The following is a 16342-nucleotide window of genomic DNA, read 5'->3' on the forward strand; positions in this document are numbered from 1 at the left end:
TCGGGGCGATTCGATGTTGAGCTCGGCCGACGTTCCAATTGAAGATGTCTTGCGCTACTTCACACAACGTGGAGTTGAGGTCAGTTTCCTAGTTCCGACCCAAACGGGGATCGTCAAGAGCATCATGGATGCAACGGCGCCCGTTCGCGATTTTCTGAGACGATCTGGAATCCATGACTTTGAGCTTCAGCAGCAAGGTCAAGATCACAAAAAACTCGTTCGCACCCGGATCATTACGTGTACTGGAATATACGAGACGGAGACGAGTCTTTATCGACCGACAACCAAAAATGGTGACCCTAGAATCTGGGTTGCCGGTATTAAGTCATACATCGAAGCTGGAAATGTTTTAGCGCTGGTTGCAACAGAAGATAAAGAGCTTCTCGTCATAAATGCTTCAAATGCGGGATTGGTTGCAGGTGTGAACACTTACACCAGTGGAGCAGTGATGGTTCGCGATTGTGATTGCGTCGATCTTGACGCGGTCTTGGCGCGATACCTTCGCAGAGAGAATGGCGTAGCTGATGAGTTGCTAGAGCTAATGAGAGGCCTCTCTGGTCGCTGGCATGCGGGTAAGTCAGGAGGCCGTAGAGACTTGGAAGTCGGTAGATTGCTTGAGGAATTGCTGGGAATTTCCGCCAATAGCTCCAAAGCACCTGATTACAAGGGGATTGAGATCAAGGCCAGTCGTAGGAAGCCCGGAAATAGACAGACACTCTTCGCAAAGGTTCCGGATTGGTCTGTTAGTCCGCTCAAATCAAGCGCAGCAATTTTAGATGCTTTTGGATATGTGCGTGATCCGAAGTATTTGAAACAATTGCGATGCACTGTTTCTGCAAAAGCACCAAACTCTCAAGGACTGTTCTTAGTTCTGGAGGAAAAGCAAAATCGCCTACTCGAGGCAAGTACGAATTCTGAAATTCCTAAAGTTGCCTATTGGCCAATTCAAGGTCTTCAGGCGGCTCTTCAATCAAAGCACCCTGAGACATTTTGGGTTGATGCGGCATCTCGACGCGAGTCAGAGAGGGAGTTCTTCAAGTACGAGTTTGTGCTTCATACAAAGCGACCACTGATTTCGGCCGTTCCTACCTTGTTAGAAGCGGGGATCATGACGATCGATCATCTGATCACGCGTGATGTGCGAGGCAGAGTATCGGAGCAAGGTCCACTATTCAAAATACCCAAAAATAGTTTTGACTTGCTTTTCCCGCCTGGAACTTTCTATACCCTTTAGCGGTTCGCTGCCGACGTCGCCCCATTGGGGCGCGTCCTACCCGTTATTGGTGAAGATTTGCGAGAGATTGCTCAATTACGAATCTTGGGGTTAGAGTGCCCTAGCAAGAGAATCCCCATGCCTCTCGCTTGATAGAGGATCAGTGATATGGATGCAGTCCCAAGCTTAAAAGAACTTCGGCAGATGGCTGAATTGAAAGCGCTCGAAACTTCGTCTCTCATACGTGCAGGTGTTGATAGCGAAGAAATCCTTTCTCGGTCCGTTGCAAGTTTCAAAGATACTTATCAGCCTCTTTTGGTTGACAAAGTATTTACGGCACTCTTTCAGACATATAGCCAGTGGTTCATTGCTGCTGTGAGAAACCTTCTGGAACCGGGTAGCGCGATTTACGAAGAACCTGTCAGCGTAGCTTCTATCGGAGACGGGCAAGTAATTAGGCGAATGAATCGCTTAAATTTGAGTGAAGATCTCCTCAATGAGTACAAGACTGCGATTGGGTGTCTGGCACAAGAATGCGGATCCCAGATGGTTCAGGCTGGAGCCGCTGGTAAGGATGCTCGAGAAGTGCTTGTGAATTTCAACCTAGCGGCTACAAAACTGGAGTTTGATTTTGGCCTAACCGAGCAAGAATCGCTGGACACGTTTGACCTATTTTCTGGTCAAGTTGCCAAAGAGGTTGACCGGCGCTTATCGAGCGATGACTGACGCTTTAACTGAAACTTTTCAATTATTCCCAGCTTTGATTCGTCGGGCGCCTTTTAAAATCTCGAGTTACACAAGTTTGAGTTCTCTCATTCGCTCGGCTTGACTTAAGTGCTTAGGATGGACCGCCATCTGACTTTTTGTGCCCATTTCCCGCCACCGGCAAATGCCACCCCCTCCGCACCGCCAACATCCGCAGCACAAAACAAAATAACGCCCCCGCAAACATAACCGCAGCAGACGGCAACCCCATCGCAATACCAACCACCACAACCGTCGCCCCAGCCAACGCCGCAATCGCATACAAATCCGCGCGCAACACCATCGGCACATCGGCCAACAACACATCGCGCAACATCCCGCCGCCGATGCCCGTCAACATACCGAGCAATGCCGCCATTACCGGATTCAATCCGTAGTCCAAAGCCTTCTGCGCACCAGCAACAGCAAACAAACCCAACCCAGCCGCATCAAACATCCGCACCGGTGTTTTCATTCGTTCAATCAACGGCGCCCATAAGAAGGTGATCAAGCCGGCAGCCATTGCGACCGCCAAGTAGCGCCAGTCCCGCAACGCGGCAGGTGGCGTCGCACCGATCAATACGTCACGACAAATACCACCGGCACTCGAAGCAGCAAACGAAAGCACCAGCACGCCAAACAGATCCAGCTGTCGCCGAGTGGCCACAGTGGCGCCACTCAATGCAAACACGAATGTCCCGATCAAGTCGGCAATCAGCAAGAGCATGTCAGATGAAGGCATGGCGGTCCCCGGTCGCGTGGGTCACTTTAACATTTGAAAAGCAGCGCTTTCGGAACGCTCAGTCGCATGGATGTGTCTACTAAGGCCGAACTCGAATTGCTACGCTGAGTGCCTCATCAAGGAGCACCCGATGAACGCACGCATGCCCACTCTGTTCTTCGGCCACGGAAGCCCAATGAACGCCATCGAAGACAACCCATGGTCTAAGGGTTGGCGGGCGATCGGGCAGGGCATCCCTAAACCGAAAGCCATCCTTTCGATTTCCGCACATTGGTATGTGCCGACCACGGCCGTCACGGCGAACGCCCATCCAAAAACTATTCACGACTTCGGCGGATTCCCGCCCGAACTTTTCGCCATGCAGTACCCGGCACCCGGCGATGCCGAACTCGTCGAACGCACCCAAGACATCTTGAGGCCGCTCGATGTCGCTGCCGACCACGCGTGGGGCCTCGACCACGGCACTTGGTCCGTACTCTGTCACGTCTACCCGAATGCCGACATTCCGGTCGTCCAACTGTCGATCGACAGCAGCCAGCCGCCCGCATTTCATTACGCGCTTGGCCGCCAGCTGCGCCCCTTGCGAGACGAAGGCATCCTCATCATGGGCAGCGGTGACGTCGTTCATAACCTGCATAGCTATGCCTGGGGCCGTCACCCCGTCGCACCGTTCGACTGGGCGGCACGGTTCGAAGCCCTCTGCAAGCAGATGATGGAGGAGGGCGACCACACGGCCCTAACGCACTATGAGGCGCTTGGCCGCGACGCCGAGCTCTCCATCCCGACGCCCGAACACTATCTCCCTTTACTCTATATATTGGGCGCCAGCCACGAAGATGAGGCGCCCAGCTACCCGGTCGAAGGCATGGATGGCGGTTCGATCTCCATGTTGACCGTTCAGTACGGCTGATTTCGATGGGGGCCTAATCCGCCCCAACATCCCGCGCCAAATTCGCTGTACAATACGCGCCGGTCTTCAGGCCGCAGAACCGTGAAATTTTTGTTTCCGGGGCTTGCGCAGTGCTTTGAAAACCCGTTAGAATGTAAGACCACTTGCGAAAACGTGTCCCAAAAGGGGTCAAAACACGCCGCAGTGACGCGAAATGAGTGGCAGGATGCCTGCTCGTCTTCGCCAGACAGGGACTTGTCGCGCACAGATCTCACGCATGCAGATGCGTGGGCGGCGCGGATTACGTTTCAGTCTGGGCAGGCCGGGAAACCGAGCCTGCCTTTGTCGTTTCAAGGATTTGCAATACGTCGAAACCGTAAAACCTCTGGGTTTTAAGGGTCGGCGCCCTGGGTCAGGCACACCTAGCTGCTTGGCCTTCGCTCTTTCAACCGAGGATTCACCGCCATGGCGGATCAAAAAATTCGTATCAGGCTTAAAGCCTTCGATCACCGACTGATCGATCGTTCGGCCAGCGAAATCGTGGAAACGGCTAAGCGCACCGGCGCTCAAGTCCGCGGTCCGATTCCGTTGCCGACCAAAATTGAACGCTACACCGTATTGACCTCGCCGCACGTCGATAAAGACGCGCGTGATCAGTACGAAACCCGCACGCACAAGCGCGTGCTTGACATCGTCGACCCGAACGACAAGACCGTAGACGCGCTGATGAAGCTCGAACTCGCGGCGGGCGTCGACGTGCAAATCAAGTTGACCTAAGGAGACTGACAGATGAGCGCGAAAATCCATTCGCTCGGCATCGTCGGTCGCAAGGCCGGCATGAGCCGCATGTTCACCGAAGACGGCAAGTCCGTACCGGTGACCTTGATTGAAGCAACGCCGAACCGCATCACCCAAGTGAAGACCCCGGAAACCGACGGCTACGCCGCGATCCAGGTCACCGCTGGCGTGAAGCGCGCAGCACTCGTAAACAAGACCGGTGCAGGTCACTACGCCAAGGCGAAAGTCGAAGCGGGTCGTGGCTTGTGGGAATTCCGCGTCGCTGATGAAAAGATCGCCGACTTCGCCGTAGGTGGCGAAATCAAGGCTGACATCTTCAGCGAAGGCCAAATCGTCGACGTCCAAGGCGTCACGAAGGGTAAGGGCTTCCAAGGCACCATCAAGCGCTGGAACTTCCGTATGGGTGACGCCACCCACGGTAACTCGCTGTCGCACCGTTCACCCGGTTCGATCGGTCAGCGCCAAACACCGGGTCGTGTGTTCCCGGGCAAGAAGATGTCGGGTCACATGGGTCAAGACACGCAAACGACCCAAGGCCTTGCCATCGTGAAAGTTGACGCAGAACGCGGCCTGATCGCCGTGCGCGGCGCCGTTCCGGGTGCACCGGGTGGCGACGTCATTGTGCGTCCGACGAGCAAGGGGGTCTGATCATGGAACTCGTAATCAACGGTAGCAACAAGAAGGTCTCGGTCTCCGACGCCATCTTCGGTCGCGAATTCAACCAGGACCTCGTCCAACAAGTTGTCACCGCATACCGCAACGCTGGTCGTGCAGGCACCAAGGCGCAAAAGACGCGCTCTGAAGTCGCCGGTACCACCAAGAAGTCGAAGAAGCAAAAGGGTGGCGGTGCACGTCACGGCGCCTTGACTGCTCCGATCTTCGTCGGCGGTGGTGTGACCTTCGCAGCGAAGCCGCGTAGCTTCGCGCAAAAGGTCAACCGCAAGATGTACCGCGCAGCGATGATGAACATCCTGTCGGAACTCAACCGTCAAAACCGTCTGACCATCGTCGAAGCGTTCGACGTTGACGCCCCGAAGACCAGCGGCTTGGTGACCAAGCTTGCAGATCTGAAGGCCGGCAAGCGTCCGCTGCTCGTGGTCGAAGATGCCAGCGAGAACCTGTATCTCGCAGCACGCAACATTCCGTACGTTGAAGTGCGCGATGTCCTGGGTCTCGACCCGGTCGCATTGGTCGCTTCCGACACCGTCGTCATGACGGCTGATGCGGTCAAGAAGATTGAGGAGTGGTTGGCATGAGCGCCACGAATGTATACGCAGTAATCCGCGCGCCGCGCGTGTCTGAAAAGACCGCACGTTTGCAGGAACTCTCCAACCAGTATGTCTTTGAAATCGCAACGACTGCTACGAAGGCTGACGTCAAAGCAGCCGTCGAGCAGATCTTTGAAGTCAAGGTCGAATCGGTGAACGTCGTCAACGTGAAGGGCAAGACCAAAAACTTCCGTCAACGCGCCGGCCGCCGCAGCGACTGGAAAAAAGCATACGTCAAGCTCGCTGATGGCCAGTCCATCGACGTGATGGCCAAGGCCTGAGGAAACGACCCATGCCATTGATGACATTTAATCCCACCTCTCCCGGCCGTCGCAGCGCAGTTCGCGTTGTCACGCCCGACCTCCACAAGGGTGCGCCGTATGCACCGTTGCTGGAAAAGAAGAGCAAAACCGGTGGACGCAACAACTACGGCCGCATCACCACTCGCCACGTCGGCGGTGGTCATAAGCAGCATTACCGCATCATCGACTTCAAGCGCGATAAGGAATCCATTCCGGCTAAAGTCGAACGCATTGAATACGATCCGAACCGTACCGCGCACATCGCTTTGTTGGTGTACGCAGACGGCGAACGTCGTTACATCATTGCGCCGAAGGGCTTGAAAGCAGGCGACCAAGTGCTCGCAGGTTCGGCATCGCCGATCCGCGCTGGCAACACCTTGCCGCTGCGTAACATCCCGGTCGGTACCACGGTGCATTGCATTGAAATGAAGCCTGGCAAGGGCGCGCAAATGGCGCGTGCTGCTGGCGCCGGCGTCCAATTGGTCGCTCGCGAACAAGGCTACGCCACCTTGCGTTTGCGCTCTGGTGAAATGCGTCGCGTGCCGGTTGAATGCCGCGCGACCATCGGCGAAGTCGGCAACGTCGAGCACAGCCTCGAGAAGCTCGGCAAAGCAGGTGCCAAACGCTGGCGCGGTATCCGTCCGACCGTTCGTGGTGCAGCCATGAACCCGGTGGATCACCCGCACGGTGGTGGTGAAGCAAAGGCTGGTCAGGGCAATCCGCATCCGGTTACACCGTGGGGCGTTCCGACCAAGGGTTACAAGACGCGCAAGAACAAGCGCACGCAGCAATTCATCGTTCGCGATCGCAGGGGTTGATAGAAGATGGCACGTTCACTAAAGAAAGGTCCGTTCATCGACCACCACCTGATCACGAAGGTGGAGGCCGCTGCCGGCAACACCAAGAAGCCGATCAAAACCTGGTCGCGTCGTTCCATGATCATGCCGGAAATGGTGGGTTACACCATTGCCGTGCATAACGGTAAAGCCCACGTCCCGGTGCTCGTCAACGAGCAAATGGTCGGTCACAAGCTTGGCGAATTCGCATTGACCCGTACGTTTAAGGGTCATGGCGGCGACAAGAAGGGGCGCTAAGGAAATGGCTATGAATGCAAATGACGCCAAAGCAGTGTTGCGCACCGCGCGCATCTCTTCGCAAAAAGCACGTTTGGTCGCAGACCAAATCCGCGGTCTCCCGGCCGCACGCGCCCTCGACTTGCTGAAGTTCAGCGACAAGAAGGCTGCTGCAATGATTCACAAGTTGTTGTGGTCGGCGGTTTCGAACGCTGAAAACAACAACGGCGCAGACGCTGATGCACTGCGTGTCAAAACGATCATGGTCGACGAAGGTCCGTCCTTGAAGCGTTTCATGGCACGTGCAAAAGGTCGCGGTACGCGCATTGTGAAGCGCACCAGCCACATCACCATTGTCGTCGGCGAGGGCAAATAATCATGGGTCATAAAGTTAACCCGATCGGCATCCGTCTTGGCATCGCCAAAGATTGGAACTCCAAGTGGTATGCCGGCAAGAAAGAATTCGCAGGTTTTCTCGCCGCCGATTTGAAGGTGCGCGAAATGTTGCGTAAGAAGCTCGCTTCGGCTGGCATCTCGCGCATCCTGATCGAACGTCCCGCCAAGACGGCACGCGTCACCATCTTCACGGCACGTCCGGGTCTGGTGATCGGCAAGCGCGGCGAAGACATCGAAAAGCTGCGTAAAGAAGTCGGTGACATGATGGGCGTTCCGGCGCACATCAACGTCACCGAAGTCCGCAAGCCGGAGCTCGACGCACAACTCGTCGCCGAATCCATCGCACAACAGCTGGAACGCCGTATCATGTTCCGCCGTGCGATGAAGCGCTCGGTTGGTAATGCCATGCGCCTCGGCGCATTGGGCATCAAGGTCAATGTCGCTGGCCGCTTGAATGGTGCAGAAATCGCACGTTCTGAGTGGTACCGCGAAGGCCGCGTGCCGTTGCATACCCTCCGCGCCGACATCGACTACGGTTTTGCCGAAGCGCACACCACCTACGGTGTGATCGGTATCAAGGTGTGGATCTACAAGGGTGAAGTGTTTGACTTCAGCCAAGTGGGCCAAGAAAAGAATGACGAGCCGCGCAATGAGCGTTCGGACCGTCCGGCTCGTGCACCTCGTGCACCGCGCGGCGGCGATCGTGACCATCGTGAGGCAAGGGGCTAAGCCATGTTGCAACCGAAGCGAACCAAATACCGCAAACTCCACAAGGGCCGTAACGAAGGCCTGGCATGGAGCTCAAATGCAGTGAGCTTTGGCGAATACGGTCTGCGTTCAACGCAAACCGGCCGCCTGACCGCTCGCCAAATCGAAGCCGCACGTCGTGCCATCTCCCGCTATGTAAAGCGCGGTGGCAAGATGTGGATCCGCGTGTTCCCGGACAAGCCGATTACCCAAAAGCCGATCGAAGTCCGCATGGGCTCGGGTAAAGGTAACGTCGAGTACTGGGTGGCACAGATCCAACCCGGCCGCATGATTTATGAAATCGAAGGTGTGGACGAAGCAACGGCGCGCGAAGCGTTCCGTTTGGCTGCCGCCAAGCTTTCGGTCACCACCCAATTCGTGACCCGGACGGTGCGCTAATGAGCATTAAAGAACTCCGCCAAAAGTCGACCACCGACTTGAATGGCCATCTGGTTGAGCTCCAAAAGGAGCAGTTCGCCCTGCGTATGCAGAAGGTGACCGGCCAAATGACCAAGACCCACGAAATTCGTCGCGTGCGCCGTGAAATCGCCCGCGTGAAAATGCTGCTCGGCGCCGCCAAGCAGTAACCCACCAGGACTTGACCATGAACAATACTGATAAAAAGCAGCACTCGGTCGAAGGTCGCGTGGTGAGCAACAAGATGGACAAGACGGTTACCGTTCTTGTCGAGCGCCAAATCAAACACGCGCTCTACGGCAAATTCATTCGCCGTTCCACCAAGTTGCACGCTCACGACGCTGACAATTCGTGTAATGAAGGTGATTTCGTCCGCATCGTTGAATGCGCGCCGATGTCGAAAACCAAAAACTGGCGCGTCGTCGAAATCGTCGCCCGCGCAGCTGAATAAGAGGAGGCACAGCCATGATTCAAATGCAAAGCCATCTCGATGTCGCTGACAATTCGGGTGCAAAAGAAGTGATGTGCATCAAGGTGCTCGGCGGCTCCAAGCGCCGTTACGCCCACATCGGCGACATCATCAAGGTGTCGGTGAAAGATGCCATTCCGCGCGGCAAGGTCAAGAAGGGCGAGGTGTACAACGCCGTCGTCGTTCGTACCCGTAAAGGCGTTCGTCGCCCGGACGGTTCCTTGATCCGTTTCGACGGCAACGCAGCCGTGTTGCTCAATAACAAGCATGAACCGATCGGTACCCGTATCTTCGGACCGGTGACGCGCGAACTGCGCTCCGAGAAGTTTATGAAGATCGTTTCGCTTGCACCTGAAGTGCTCTGAGCCGGAGATATCTGATGAACCGTATCAAGAAAGGCGATCAAGTGATCGTCATTGCCGGCAAGGACAAGGGCAAGAAAGGTGATGTTGTCAGCGTGGGTGGCGGCAAAGTCGTCGTCTCGAACGTCAACATGATCAAACGCCACACCAAGCCGAACCCGCAAGCCGGCCAAGCCGGTGGTGTGATTGAACGTGAAGCGGCTATCGACGCTTCGAATGTGATGTTGTTCAACCCTGCTTCTGGCAAGGGTGAGCGCGTCGGTATTAAGGTGCTGGAGAATGGACGCAAAATTCGTGTGTTCCGCTCCAGCGGCGATGCAATTGACGCCTAAGGACTGAATCCATGACAACTCGTCTCGAAAAAATCTACAAGGAAGAAGTGGTGCCGGTGCTGATGAAGCGCTTTGGCTACACCAATCCGATGCAAGTGCCGCGTATCGAAAAGATCACCATCAACATGGGCGTGGGCGAAGCAGCAACCAACAAGAAAGTGTTGGAAAACGCTGTGGCAGACCTTGCCAAGATCACCGGTCAACAACCGATCATCACGAAGAGCCGCGTGTCGGTCGCTTCGTTCAAGATCCGTGACGGCTGGCCGATCGGCACCAAGGTGACCTTGCGTCGCGCCAAAATGTTCGAATTCCTCGATCGCCTGATCAACGTCTCGCTCCCGCGCGTGCGTGACTTCCGTGGCGTGAATGGTCGTTCGTTCGACGGTCGCGGCAACTACAATATGGGCCTGAAGGAACAGATCATCTTCCCGGAAATCGACTTCGACGCCGTCGACGCGCTCCGCGGTATGGATATCGCCATCACCACGTCCGCCAAAACAAACGAAGAAGCCAAGGCATTGCTCGAAGCCTTCCGCTTCCCGTTCCGTAACTAATTAAGGATCTGACATGGCCAAGACTTCCATGATCAACCGCGAAGTGAAGCGCGTCAAACTTGCAAACAAATATGCAGGCAAGCGCGAAGCACTGAAGAAGATCATTGCCAGCACGGACGCATCCTACGAAGAAAAGATGGATGCTTCCGCCAAGCTGCAAAAGCTGCCGCGTGATTCTTCGCCGGCACGCCAAATGAGCCGTTGCGCGCTCACTGGTCGCCCGCAAGGCGTCTACAGCAAGTTCGGTTTGGGCCGTAACAAGCTCCGCGAAGCCACCATGCGTGGTGACGTTCCGGGCTTGCGCAAAGCCTCCTGGTAATACTCACACCGCTTAACCGCGGATATCGATGCTAAAGGAAATACTCGAATGAGCATGACTGATCCAATCGCCGACATGCTGGTCCGCATCAAGAATGCGGCCGCTGTTCGCAAGCCGACGGTGAAAATGCCGTCTTCAAAAATCAAGGTCGCCATTGCTGGCGTGTTGAAGGCTGAAGGCTACATCACCGACTTCCGTACCTCGGACATCGGCAGCAACAAGACCGAACTCGAAATCCAACTGAAGTACTTCGAAGGCCGTCCGGTCATCGAGCGCCTGCACCGCGTTTCGCGTTCGGGCCTGCGTCAGTACCGTAGCAAGCACGACTTGCCGAAAGTCCTCGGTGGCCTGGGTATCGCCATCGTTTCCACCTCGAAAGGCATCATGACCGACTCGCAAGCACGCCATCAAGGCGTCGGCGGTGAAGTCCTGTGCTTCGTGGCTTAATCGGGAGAATTCGAATATGTCACGCGTAGCCAAGCAACCAATCGCCTTGCCGAAAGGCGTGGAAATCAAATCCGAAAACGGCCAAATCGTTGTGAAGGGCGGCAAGGGCACCTTGTCGATCGCACAACCGGAAGGCATCAACTATGCAGTGGAAGACGGCAACATCGTCATGAGCGCTGCAGACGCTGACAAAATTCCGTTGACCGGCACCCTTCGCGCCATCATCGCCAACATGGTGAAGGGCGTGTCTGAAGGTTTCGAGCGCAAGCTTGAACTTGTAGGCGTGGGTTACCGCGCCGCCGTTCAAGGCAAAGAACTGAACCTTCAATTGGGTTTCTCGCATCCGGTCGTGTTTCCGGCGCCGGAAGGTATTACCATTGCAACCCCGACCCAGACTGAAATCCTGGTTTCGGGTGCCGACAAGCAACTCGTCGGCCAAGTGGCAGCCAAGATCCGTGGGTTCCGCCCGCCGGAGCCTTATAAGGGCAAGGGCGTGAAGTACTCAGACGAAGTCATCATCCGCAAGGAAGCCAAGAAGGCCTAATCGGCCGATCCGCTTTCGGGAGTTATTGCAATGGAAAAGAAAATCGCACGTCTGCGCCGCGCCAAGTCCACGCGCGCTCGCATCCGCATCCTCGGTGTGCCGCGCCTTTCGGTGCTGCGTACCGGTCAACACATTTATGCCCAGCTCTTTTCGGCTGACGGCGCAACCGTGATCGCTTCGGCGAACACCTTGCAAGCCGAAGTCGGTGGTGGTTTGAAGAGCAAGAAGAACACCGAAGCAGCCGCACAAGTCGGCCGCGTGATTGCTGAGCGCGCGAAAGCCGCTGGCATTGACGCGATTGCGTTCGATCGTTCGGGCTACCGCTACCACGGTCGCATCAAGGCTTTGGCCGATGCAGCACGTGAAGCGGGCTTGCAGTTCTAAGTAACACGCAACAGTCCAACAACAATAAGCGGCCTAAGCCGTAATCACATTCAATAGAGAACAATCATGGCAAATGAGCAACGCGAACCCCGCGGCCGCGATCGCAACAACGATCGCTCGCGCGAGGAATACGATGACGGCATGATCGAAAAGTTGGTCGCGGTCAACCGCGTCAGCAAGACGGTCAAGGGCGGTCGCCAATTCACCTTCACCGCTTTGACGGTGGTCGGTGATGGTTCGGGCAAGGTCGGTTTTGGTTATGGCAAAGCACGCGAAGTGCCGATCGCCATCCAAAAGTCGATGGAACAAGCCCGTAAGAACATGTCGGTTGTCGATCTGAACAACGGCACCTTGTGGCACGAAGTGAAGGCCGGTCACGGCGCAGCACGCGTGTTCATGAAGCCGGCGTCGGAAGGTACCGGTGTTATCGCCGGCGGTGCAATGCGCGCCGTTTTGGAAGCCGTGGGCGTGAAGGACGTGTTGGCTAAGGCCGTCGGTTCGCGTAACCCCATCAATCTCGTCCGCGCAACGTTGAAGGGCTTGGTGCAAATGCATTCGCCGTCCAACATTGCTGCGAAACGTGGCAAGGCCGTTGAGGAGATCATGCATGTCCGCAACTAATTCCACCGGCACCGTCAAGGTGCGTCTGGTCAAGGGTCTGCGCGGTTCGCAGGCAAAGCATCGTTTGTCCGTTCGCGCGCTGGGCTTGAACAAGCTCAACGACGTGCGTGAACTGAAAGACTGCCCGCAGGTTCGTGGTCTGATCAATAAGGTCCACTACCTGGTGAAGGTCGAGGAATAATCACATGAAGCTCAATACCATCAAGCGCGCCGACGGCGCACTCACCGCAGCCAAGCGCGTCGGTCGCGGCATTGGCTCCGGCCTGGGCAAGACCTGTGGTCGTGGCCACAAGGGTTCTTTCGCTCGCGCAGGTAAAGGCAAGATCAAGGCCGGCTTCGAAGGCGGTCAAATGCCGATGCACATGCGTCTGCCGAAGATCGGTTTCCGCTCCAAGATGGCTGCAGATACCGCAGAAGTGTTGTTGTACAAGCTCGACATGCTCGACGCCGGTACGATCGACTTCGCGGCGTTGCGTGCTGCCAAGCTGGTGCCGAGCACCGCTAAGCGCGCCAAGATCGTAGTCAAGGGCGAAGTCACCAAGGCATTCGTGCTGAAGGGTCTCACCGCAACTGCAGGTGCCAAGGCGGCGATTGAAGCCGCTGGCGGCAAGTTCGAGGAGTAAGGGCAGTATGTCGCGTAGCGGCAACGCCGTAGGCGGAATGGGCGGGCTCGGTCAATTTACCGAGCTCCGTCAACGCCTGTTGTTCGTGTTCGGCGCCATGATCGTGTATCGATTGGGCTGTTTCATACCCGTGCCGGGCGTCAATCCTGAAGCCATGACTGCGCTCATGGATTCTCAAAAGGGCACGATCGTAGACATGTTCAACATGTTCTCCGGTGGTGCGCTTCATCGTTTCAGCGTGTTCGCGTTGAACGTGATGCCGTACATCTCGGCATCGATCATCATCCAGCTCTGTGCCCAAATCTTCCCGAGCTTGAAAGCCATCCAAAAGGAAGGTGAATCAGGTCGCCGGAAAATCACCCAGTGGGCCCGCCTTGCAGCGGTGCCATTGGCGGTTTTCCAAGCATTCGGTATCGCGGTCGCATTGCAAAACTCGGGTGCCGCAAACGGCATCGCAGTTGTCTACAATCCAGGTCCGGCCTTCATCTTGACCGCAGTCATTTCATTGACCGCAGGCACGATGTTCCTGATGTGGTTGGGTGAACAAATGACCGAACGCGGCATCGGCAACGGTGTGTCGTTGATCATCTTCGCCGGTATCGTTGCAGGCTTGCCGAGTGCTGTGATCAGCACAGTCAAGTCGACCTTGGACGGCAACATGTCAGCCATCGCGCTGATCGTTGTCGCTTTGGTGGTCTTTGCCTTTACCTATCTCGTTGTATTCGTCGAACAAGGCCAACGCCGCGTCACGGTGAACTACGCGCGGGCAGGGCAGTCGGGCCGCAGTGGTTTCAACAACCAAACCTCGTTCCTGCCGTTGAAGCTCAACATGTCGGGCGTGATTCCGCCGATCTTTGCATCGTCGATCATCATGTTCCCGGCGACCGCAGCACAATGGTTCGGCACTTCAGGTTCGGCAGCGACGCAGTGGATGCAGCGCGTGGCTCAGGCTTTGTCGCCGGGTCAGCCGTTGCACATGATTCTCTTCAGTGCCTTGATCATCGGTTTTGCGTTCTTCTACACCGCCTTGGTGTTCAACTCGCAAGAAACCGCAGACAACCTGAAGAAGTCGGGCGCACTCATTCCGGGCATCCGTCCGGGCCGTGCAACCGCCGAATATGTCGATGGCGTTCTGACCCGTTTGACCATGGTCGGCGCAATCTACTTGACAGCGGTGTGTATCTTGCCTGAAATTATGCGCACCCAACTGGGTACTTCGTTCTACTTCGGCGGCACCTCGCTGCTGATCGTGGTGGTGGTGGTCATGGACTTCATCGCGCAGGTACAAGCGCACTTGATGTCTCACCAGTACCAAAGCCTTTTGAAAAAGGCGAATCTTAAAGGCGGCGCCCGCGGGCGCTGACCAAACCATCCGGGCGGAACTTCAGTCTCCCCCGGATGAAATGGGCGACTTGCGCGGCTGTCCCGCGCGCAAGTGATCCGGTTCCGATGCGCACGCCAGAGTAGCGAGCGCGGCGGGGCAACCTCGAAAGAGGCGGCCTTCTGCCTAGGACCAGGTCTTCGCCGGAGCATGGGCACACTCCCCATGCCGGGTCGACAAAACACCGTCGGCTTCACTAAGTATCGGGACATTGTTATACTTGAACGTTTCCCCGCCCAGTTCTCACGAGCTGTGCTCAATTTTTCGTTGGAGATCGCCTCATGGCGCGTATCGCAGGCGTCAATCTGCCTGCCCAGAAGCATGTCTGGGTCGGATTGCAAAGCATTTACGGCATCGGTCGTACCCGTTCCAAACTCGTGTGTGACGCCGCTGGCGTGACCAAGTCCACCAAAATCCGTGACCTCTCGGAGCCGGAAGTCGAACGCCTGCGTTCGGAAATCGGTAAGTTCATCGTCGAAGGCGACCTGCGTCGTGAAGTTGGCATGGCTATCAAGCGATTGATGGACATGGGCAGCTACCGTGGCCTGCGTCACCGTCGTGGCCTGCCGCTGCGTGGTCAGCGCACCCGTACCAATGCACGTACTCGTAAGGGTCCGCGCAAGGCCATTAAGAAGTAAGGGAGTCTATAGACCATGGCCAAGCCAGCAGCAGCTAAAACCAAGAAGAAGATCAAGCGCGTCGTCACTGACGGCATTGCACACGTGCACGCTTCCTTCAACAACACGATCATCACCATCACCGACCGCCAAGGCAATGCATTGTCCTGGGCGACTTCGGGTGGTGCCGGCTTCCGCGGTTCGCGCAAGTCGACCCCGTTTGCAGCACAGGTCGCCGCCGAAAAGGCCGGTCGCGCTGCACTCGACTACGGTGTGAAGGCGCTCGAAGTTCGTATTAAGGGCCCGGGCCCAGGCCGTGAATCGGCCGTGCGTTCTTTGAACAGCGTCGGTTACAAAATTCTCAACATCACGGACGTGACGCCAATCCCGCACAACGGTTGCCGTCCGCCGAAAAAGCGTCGCGTCTGAGGAGTTGACAAGACATGGCACGTTATATTGGACCTACCTGTAAGCTCGCGCGTCGCGAAGGCGCCGACCTTTCCCTGAAGAGCCCGGCCCGCGCCCTCGATTCCAAGTGCAAACTGGAACAGAAGCCCGGCCAGCATGGTGCTACCGCCCGTAAGGGCAAGCTCTCCGACTACGCCACCCAGCTGCGTGAAAAGCAGAAGGTCAAGCGTATCTACGGTTTGCTTGAGCGCCAATTCCGTAACTACTACAAAAAGGCTTCGACCAAGAAAGGCAACACCGGTGAAAACCTGTTGCAACTCTTGGAAACACGCCTGGACAACGTCGTCTTCCGTATGGGCTTCGCTGTCACCCGCGCTTCTGCTCGCCAATTGGTCTCGCACCGTGGCGTGTTGGTGAACGGTAAGTACGTCAACCTGCCGTCCTACCAAGTGAAGGCCGGTGATGCGATCTCGCTTTCCGAACGCGCGCAAAAGCAACTCCGCGTGCAGGAAGCACTGACGCTTTCCCAACAGATGGATCTTTCTCCGTCTTGGGTTGACGTCGATGCAGGCAAGTTCTCTGGCGTGTTCAAGGCTGTGCCTGACCGCGGCGATTTGCCGGCCGACATCAACGAAGCGCTGATCGTCGAGTTGTACTCGAAGTAATCCCCTTAGCAAAGCACCCCGGTCACT

General features: G+C 56.4%; 29 protein-coding genes. 28 read left to right on the plus strand and 1 reads right to left on the minus strand.

Annotated elements, in window-relative coordinates:
* Positions 1–13: 13 nt before the first annotated feature.
* Positions 14–1234 carry an MvaI/BcnI family restriction endonuclease gene (locus G7069_RS06345; RefSeq protein ID WP_166295387.1) on the plus strand — a complete coding sequence of 407 codons (1221 nt, stop codon included), beginning with the start codon at positions 14–16 and terminating at the stop codon, positions 1232–1234.
* Positions 1235–1381: 147 nt separating this feature from the next.
* Positions 1382–1939, plus strand: coding sequence for a hypothetical protein (locus G7069_RS06350; protein ID WP_166295389.1), 558 nt, complete (start codon positions 1382–1384; stop codon positions 1937–1939).
* A 112-nt stretch (positions 1940–2051) separates the two neighbouring features.
* On the opposite strand, the gene G7069_RS06355 is transcribed toward G7069_RS06350, so the two are convergent.
* Positions 2052–2699, minus strand: a complete 648-nt coding sequence (locus G7069_RS06355; RefSeq protein WP_240912498.1) for a trimeric intracellular cation channel family protein — start codon at positions 2697–2699, stop codon at positions 2052–2054.
* A 130-nt stretch (positions 2700–2829) separates the two neighbouring features.
* Between G7069_RS06355 and ygiD the strand changes: the two genes are divergently transcribed.
* The 26 genes from ygiD (at position 2830) to rpsD (ending at position 16315) form a co-directional block, all read left to right on the plus strand.
* The gene (gene ygiD, locus G7069_RS06360; protein ID WP_166295391.1) at positions 2830–3609 is read left to right on the plus strand and encodes a 4,5-DOPA dioxygenase extradiol; all 780 of its coding nucleotides are present in this window, start codon (positions 2830–2832) and stop codon (positions 3607–3609) included.
* A gap of 444 nt (positions 3610–4053) precedes the next feature.
* Positions 4054–4365, plus strand: coding sequence for a 30S ribosomal protein S10 (rpsJ, locus tag G7069_RS06365; protein WP_140908250.1), 312 nt, complete (start codon positions 4054–4056; stop codon positions 4363–4365).
* 12 nt (positions 4366–4377) lie between these two features.
* Positions 4378–5034, plus strand: a complete 657-nt coding sequence (gene rplC, locus G7069_RS06370; RefSeq protein ID WP_166295393.1) for a 50S ribosomal protein L3 — start codon at positions 4378–4380, stop codon at positions 5032–5034.
* A 2-nt stretch (positions 5035–5036) separates the two neighbouring features.
* Positions 5037–5642, plus strand: coding sequence for a 50S ribosomal protein L4 (gene rplD, locus G7069_RS06375; protein ID WP_166295395.1), 606 nt, complete (start codon positions 5037–5039; stop codon positions 5640–5642).
* Positions 5639–5935 carry a 50S ribosomal protein L23 gene (gene rplW, locus G7069_RS06380; protein WP_166295397.1) on the plus strand — a complete coding sequence of 99 codons (297 nt, stop codon included), beginning with the start codon at positions 5639–5641 and terminating at the stop codon, positions 5933–5935. Before rplD ends, rplW begins: the two co-directional genes overlap by 4 nt.
* An 11-nt stretch (positions 5936–5946) precedes the next feature.
* The gene (rplB, locus tag G7069_RS06385) at positions 5947–6774 is read left to right on the plus strand and encodes a 50S ribosomal protein L2 (RefSeq protein WP_166295398.1); all 828 of its coding nucleotides are present in this window, start codon (positions 5947–5949) and stop codon (positions 6772–6774) included.
* Between the two features lie 6 nt (positions 6775–6780).
* A complete protein-coding gene (gene rpsS / locus G7069_RS06390) occupies positions 6781–7050 on the plus strand; it encodes a 30S ribosomal protein S19 (protein WP_166295399.1) in 270 nt (89 codons plus the stop codon).
* 10 nt (positions 7051–7060) lie between these two features.
* Positions 7061–7405: a 50S ribosomal protein L22 gene (gene rplV, locus G7069_RS06395; RefSeq protein WP_166295403.1), complete on the plus strand. Its 345-nt coding sequence runs from the start codon at positions 7061–7063 to the stop codon at positions 7403–7405.
* 2 nt (positions 7406–7407) lie between these two features.
* Positions 7408–8154: a 30S ribosomal protein S3 gene (rpsC, locus tag G7069_RS06400; protein ID WP_166295405.1), complete on the plus strand. Its 747-nt coding sequence runs from the start codon at positions 7408–7410 to the stop codon at positions 8152–8154.
* A 3-nt stretch (positions 8155–8157) separates the two neighbouring features.
* A complete protein-coding gene (gene rplP, locus G7069_RS06405; protein ID WP_166295407.1) occupies positions 8158–8571 on the plus strand; it encodes a 50S ribosomal protein L16 in 414 nt (137 codons plus the stop codon).
* Positions 8571–8759: a 50S ribosomal protein L29 gene (gene rpmC / locus G7069_RS06410; protein ID WP_166295409.1), complete on the plus strand. Its 189-nt coding sequence runs from the start codon at positions 8571–8573 to the stop codon at positions 8757–8759. Before rplP ends, rpmC begins: the two co-directional genes overlap by 1 nt.
* 17 nt (positions 8760–8776) lie before the next feature.
* Positions 8777–9040, plus strand: a complete 264-nt coding sequence (rpsQ, locus tag G7069_RS06415) for a 30S ribosomal protein S17 (protein ID WP_166295411.1) — start codon at positions 8777–8779, stop codon at positions 9038–9040.
* 14 nt (positions 9041–9054) lie between these two features.
* Complete coding sequence (rplN, locus tag G7069_RS06420) at positions 9055–9423, plus strand: 50S ribosomal protein L14 (RefSeq protein WP_166295413.1); 369 nt, start codon at positions 9055–9057, stop codon at positions 9421–9423.
* Positions 9424–9434: 11 nt separating this feature from the next.
* Entirely contained in the window at positions 9435–9752 is a 318-nt protein-coding gene (gene rplX, locus G7069_RS06425; RefSeq protein ID WP_205758772.1) for a 50S ribosomal protein L24, read from the plus strand.
* Between the two features lie 11 nt (positions 9753–9763).
* Complete coding sequence (rplE, locus tag G7069_RS06430; protein ID WP_166295417.1) at positions 9764–10306, plus strand: 50S ribosomal protein L5; 543 nt, start codon at positions 9764–9766, stop codon at positions 10304–10306.
* A gap of 13 nt (positions 10307–10319) precedes the next feature.
* A complete protein-coding gene (gene rpsN, locus G7069_RS06435; RefSeq protein WP_166295419.1) occupies positions 10320–10625 on the plus strand; it encodes a 30S ribosomal protein S14 in 306 nt (101 codons plus the stop codon).
* Positions 10626–10673: 48 nt separating this feature from the next.
* Positions 10674–11072, plus strand: coding sequence for a 30S ribosomal protein S8 (rpsH, locus tag G7069_RS06440; RefSeq protein ID WP_166295421.1), 399 nt, complete (start codon positions 10674–10676; stop codon positions 11070–11072).
* Positions 11073–11088: 16 nt separating this feature from the next.
* Positions 11089–11616 (plus strand): 50S ribosomal protein L6, encoded by a 528-nt coding sequence (gene rplF, locus G7069_RS06445; protein WP_166295423.1) that lies wholly within the window; start codon positions 11089–11091, stop codon positions 11614–11616.
* 24 nt (positions 11617–11640) lie between these two features.
* Entirely contained in the window at positions 11641–12000 is a 360-nt protein-coding gene (gene rplR / locus G7069_RS06450; RefSeq protein WP_205758773.1) for a 50S ribosomal protein L18, read from the plus strand.
* A 66-nt stretch (positions 12001–12066) separates the two neighbouring features.
* Positions 12067–12621, plus strand: coding sequence for a 30S ribosomal protein S5 (gene rpsE / locus G7069_RS06455; protein WP_166295427.1), 555 nt, complete (start codon positions 12067–12069; stop codon positions 12619–12621).
* Positions 12608–12802 (plus strand): 50S ribosomal protein L30, encoded by a 195-nt coding sequence (rpmD, locus tag G7069_RS06460; RefSeq protein ID WP_166295429.1) that lies wholly within the window; start codon positions 12608–12610, stop codon positions 12800–12802. Before rpsE ends, rpmD begins: the two co-directional genes overlap by 14 nt.
* A 4-nt stretch (positions 12803–12806) precedes the next feature.
* Positions 12807–13244, plus strand: coding sequence for a 50S ribosomal protein L15 (gene rplO / locus G7069_RS06465; protein ID WP_166295431.1), 438 nt, complete (start codon positions 12807–12809; stop codon positions 13242–13244).
* Positions 13245–13251: 7 nt separating this feature from the next.
* Positions 13252–14607 (plus strand): preprotein translocase subunit SecY, encoded by a 1356-nt coding sequence (gene secY, locus G7069_RS06470; RefSeq protein ID WP_166295433.1) that lies wholly within the window; start codon positions 13252–13254, stop codon positions 14605–14607.
* A gap of 299 nt (positions 14608–14906) precedes the next feature.
* Positions 14907–15263 carry a 30S ribosomal protein S13 gene (gene rpsM / locus G7069_RS06475; RefSeq protein ID WP_166295435.1) on the plus strand — a complete coding sequence of 119 codons (357 nt, stop codon included), beginning with the start codon at positions 14907–14909 and terminating at the stop codon, positions 15261–15263.
* Positions 15264–15278: 15 nt separating this feature from the next.
* Positions 15279–15671 (plus strand): 30S ribosomal protein S11, encoded by a 393-nt coding sequence (rpsK, locus tag G7069_RS06480; RefSeq protein WP_166295437.1) that lies wholly within the window; start codon positions 15279–15281, stop codon positions 15669–15671.
* Between the two features lie 14 nt (positions 15672–15685).
* Positions 15686–16315, plus strand: coding sequence for a 30S ribosomal protein S4 (gene rpsD, locus G7069_RS06485; protein ID WP_166295449.1), 630 nt, complete (start codon positions 15686–15688; stop codon positions 16313–16315).
* Positions 16316–16342 lie beyond the last annotated feature (27 nt).

Origin of the sequence: Lysobacter sp. HDW10, assembly GCF_011300685.1 — a bacterium.
Lineage (GTDB): Bacteria > Pseudomonadota > Gammaproteobacteria > Xanthomonadales > Xanthomonadaceae > Solilutibacter.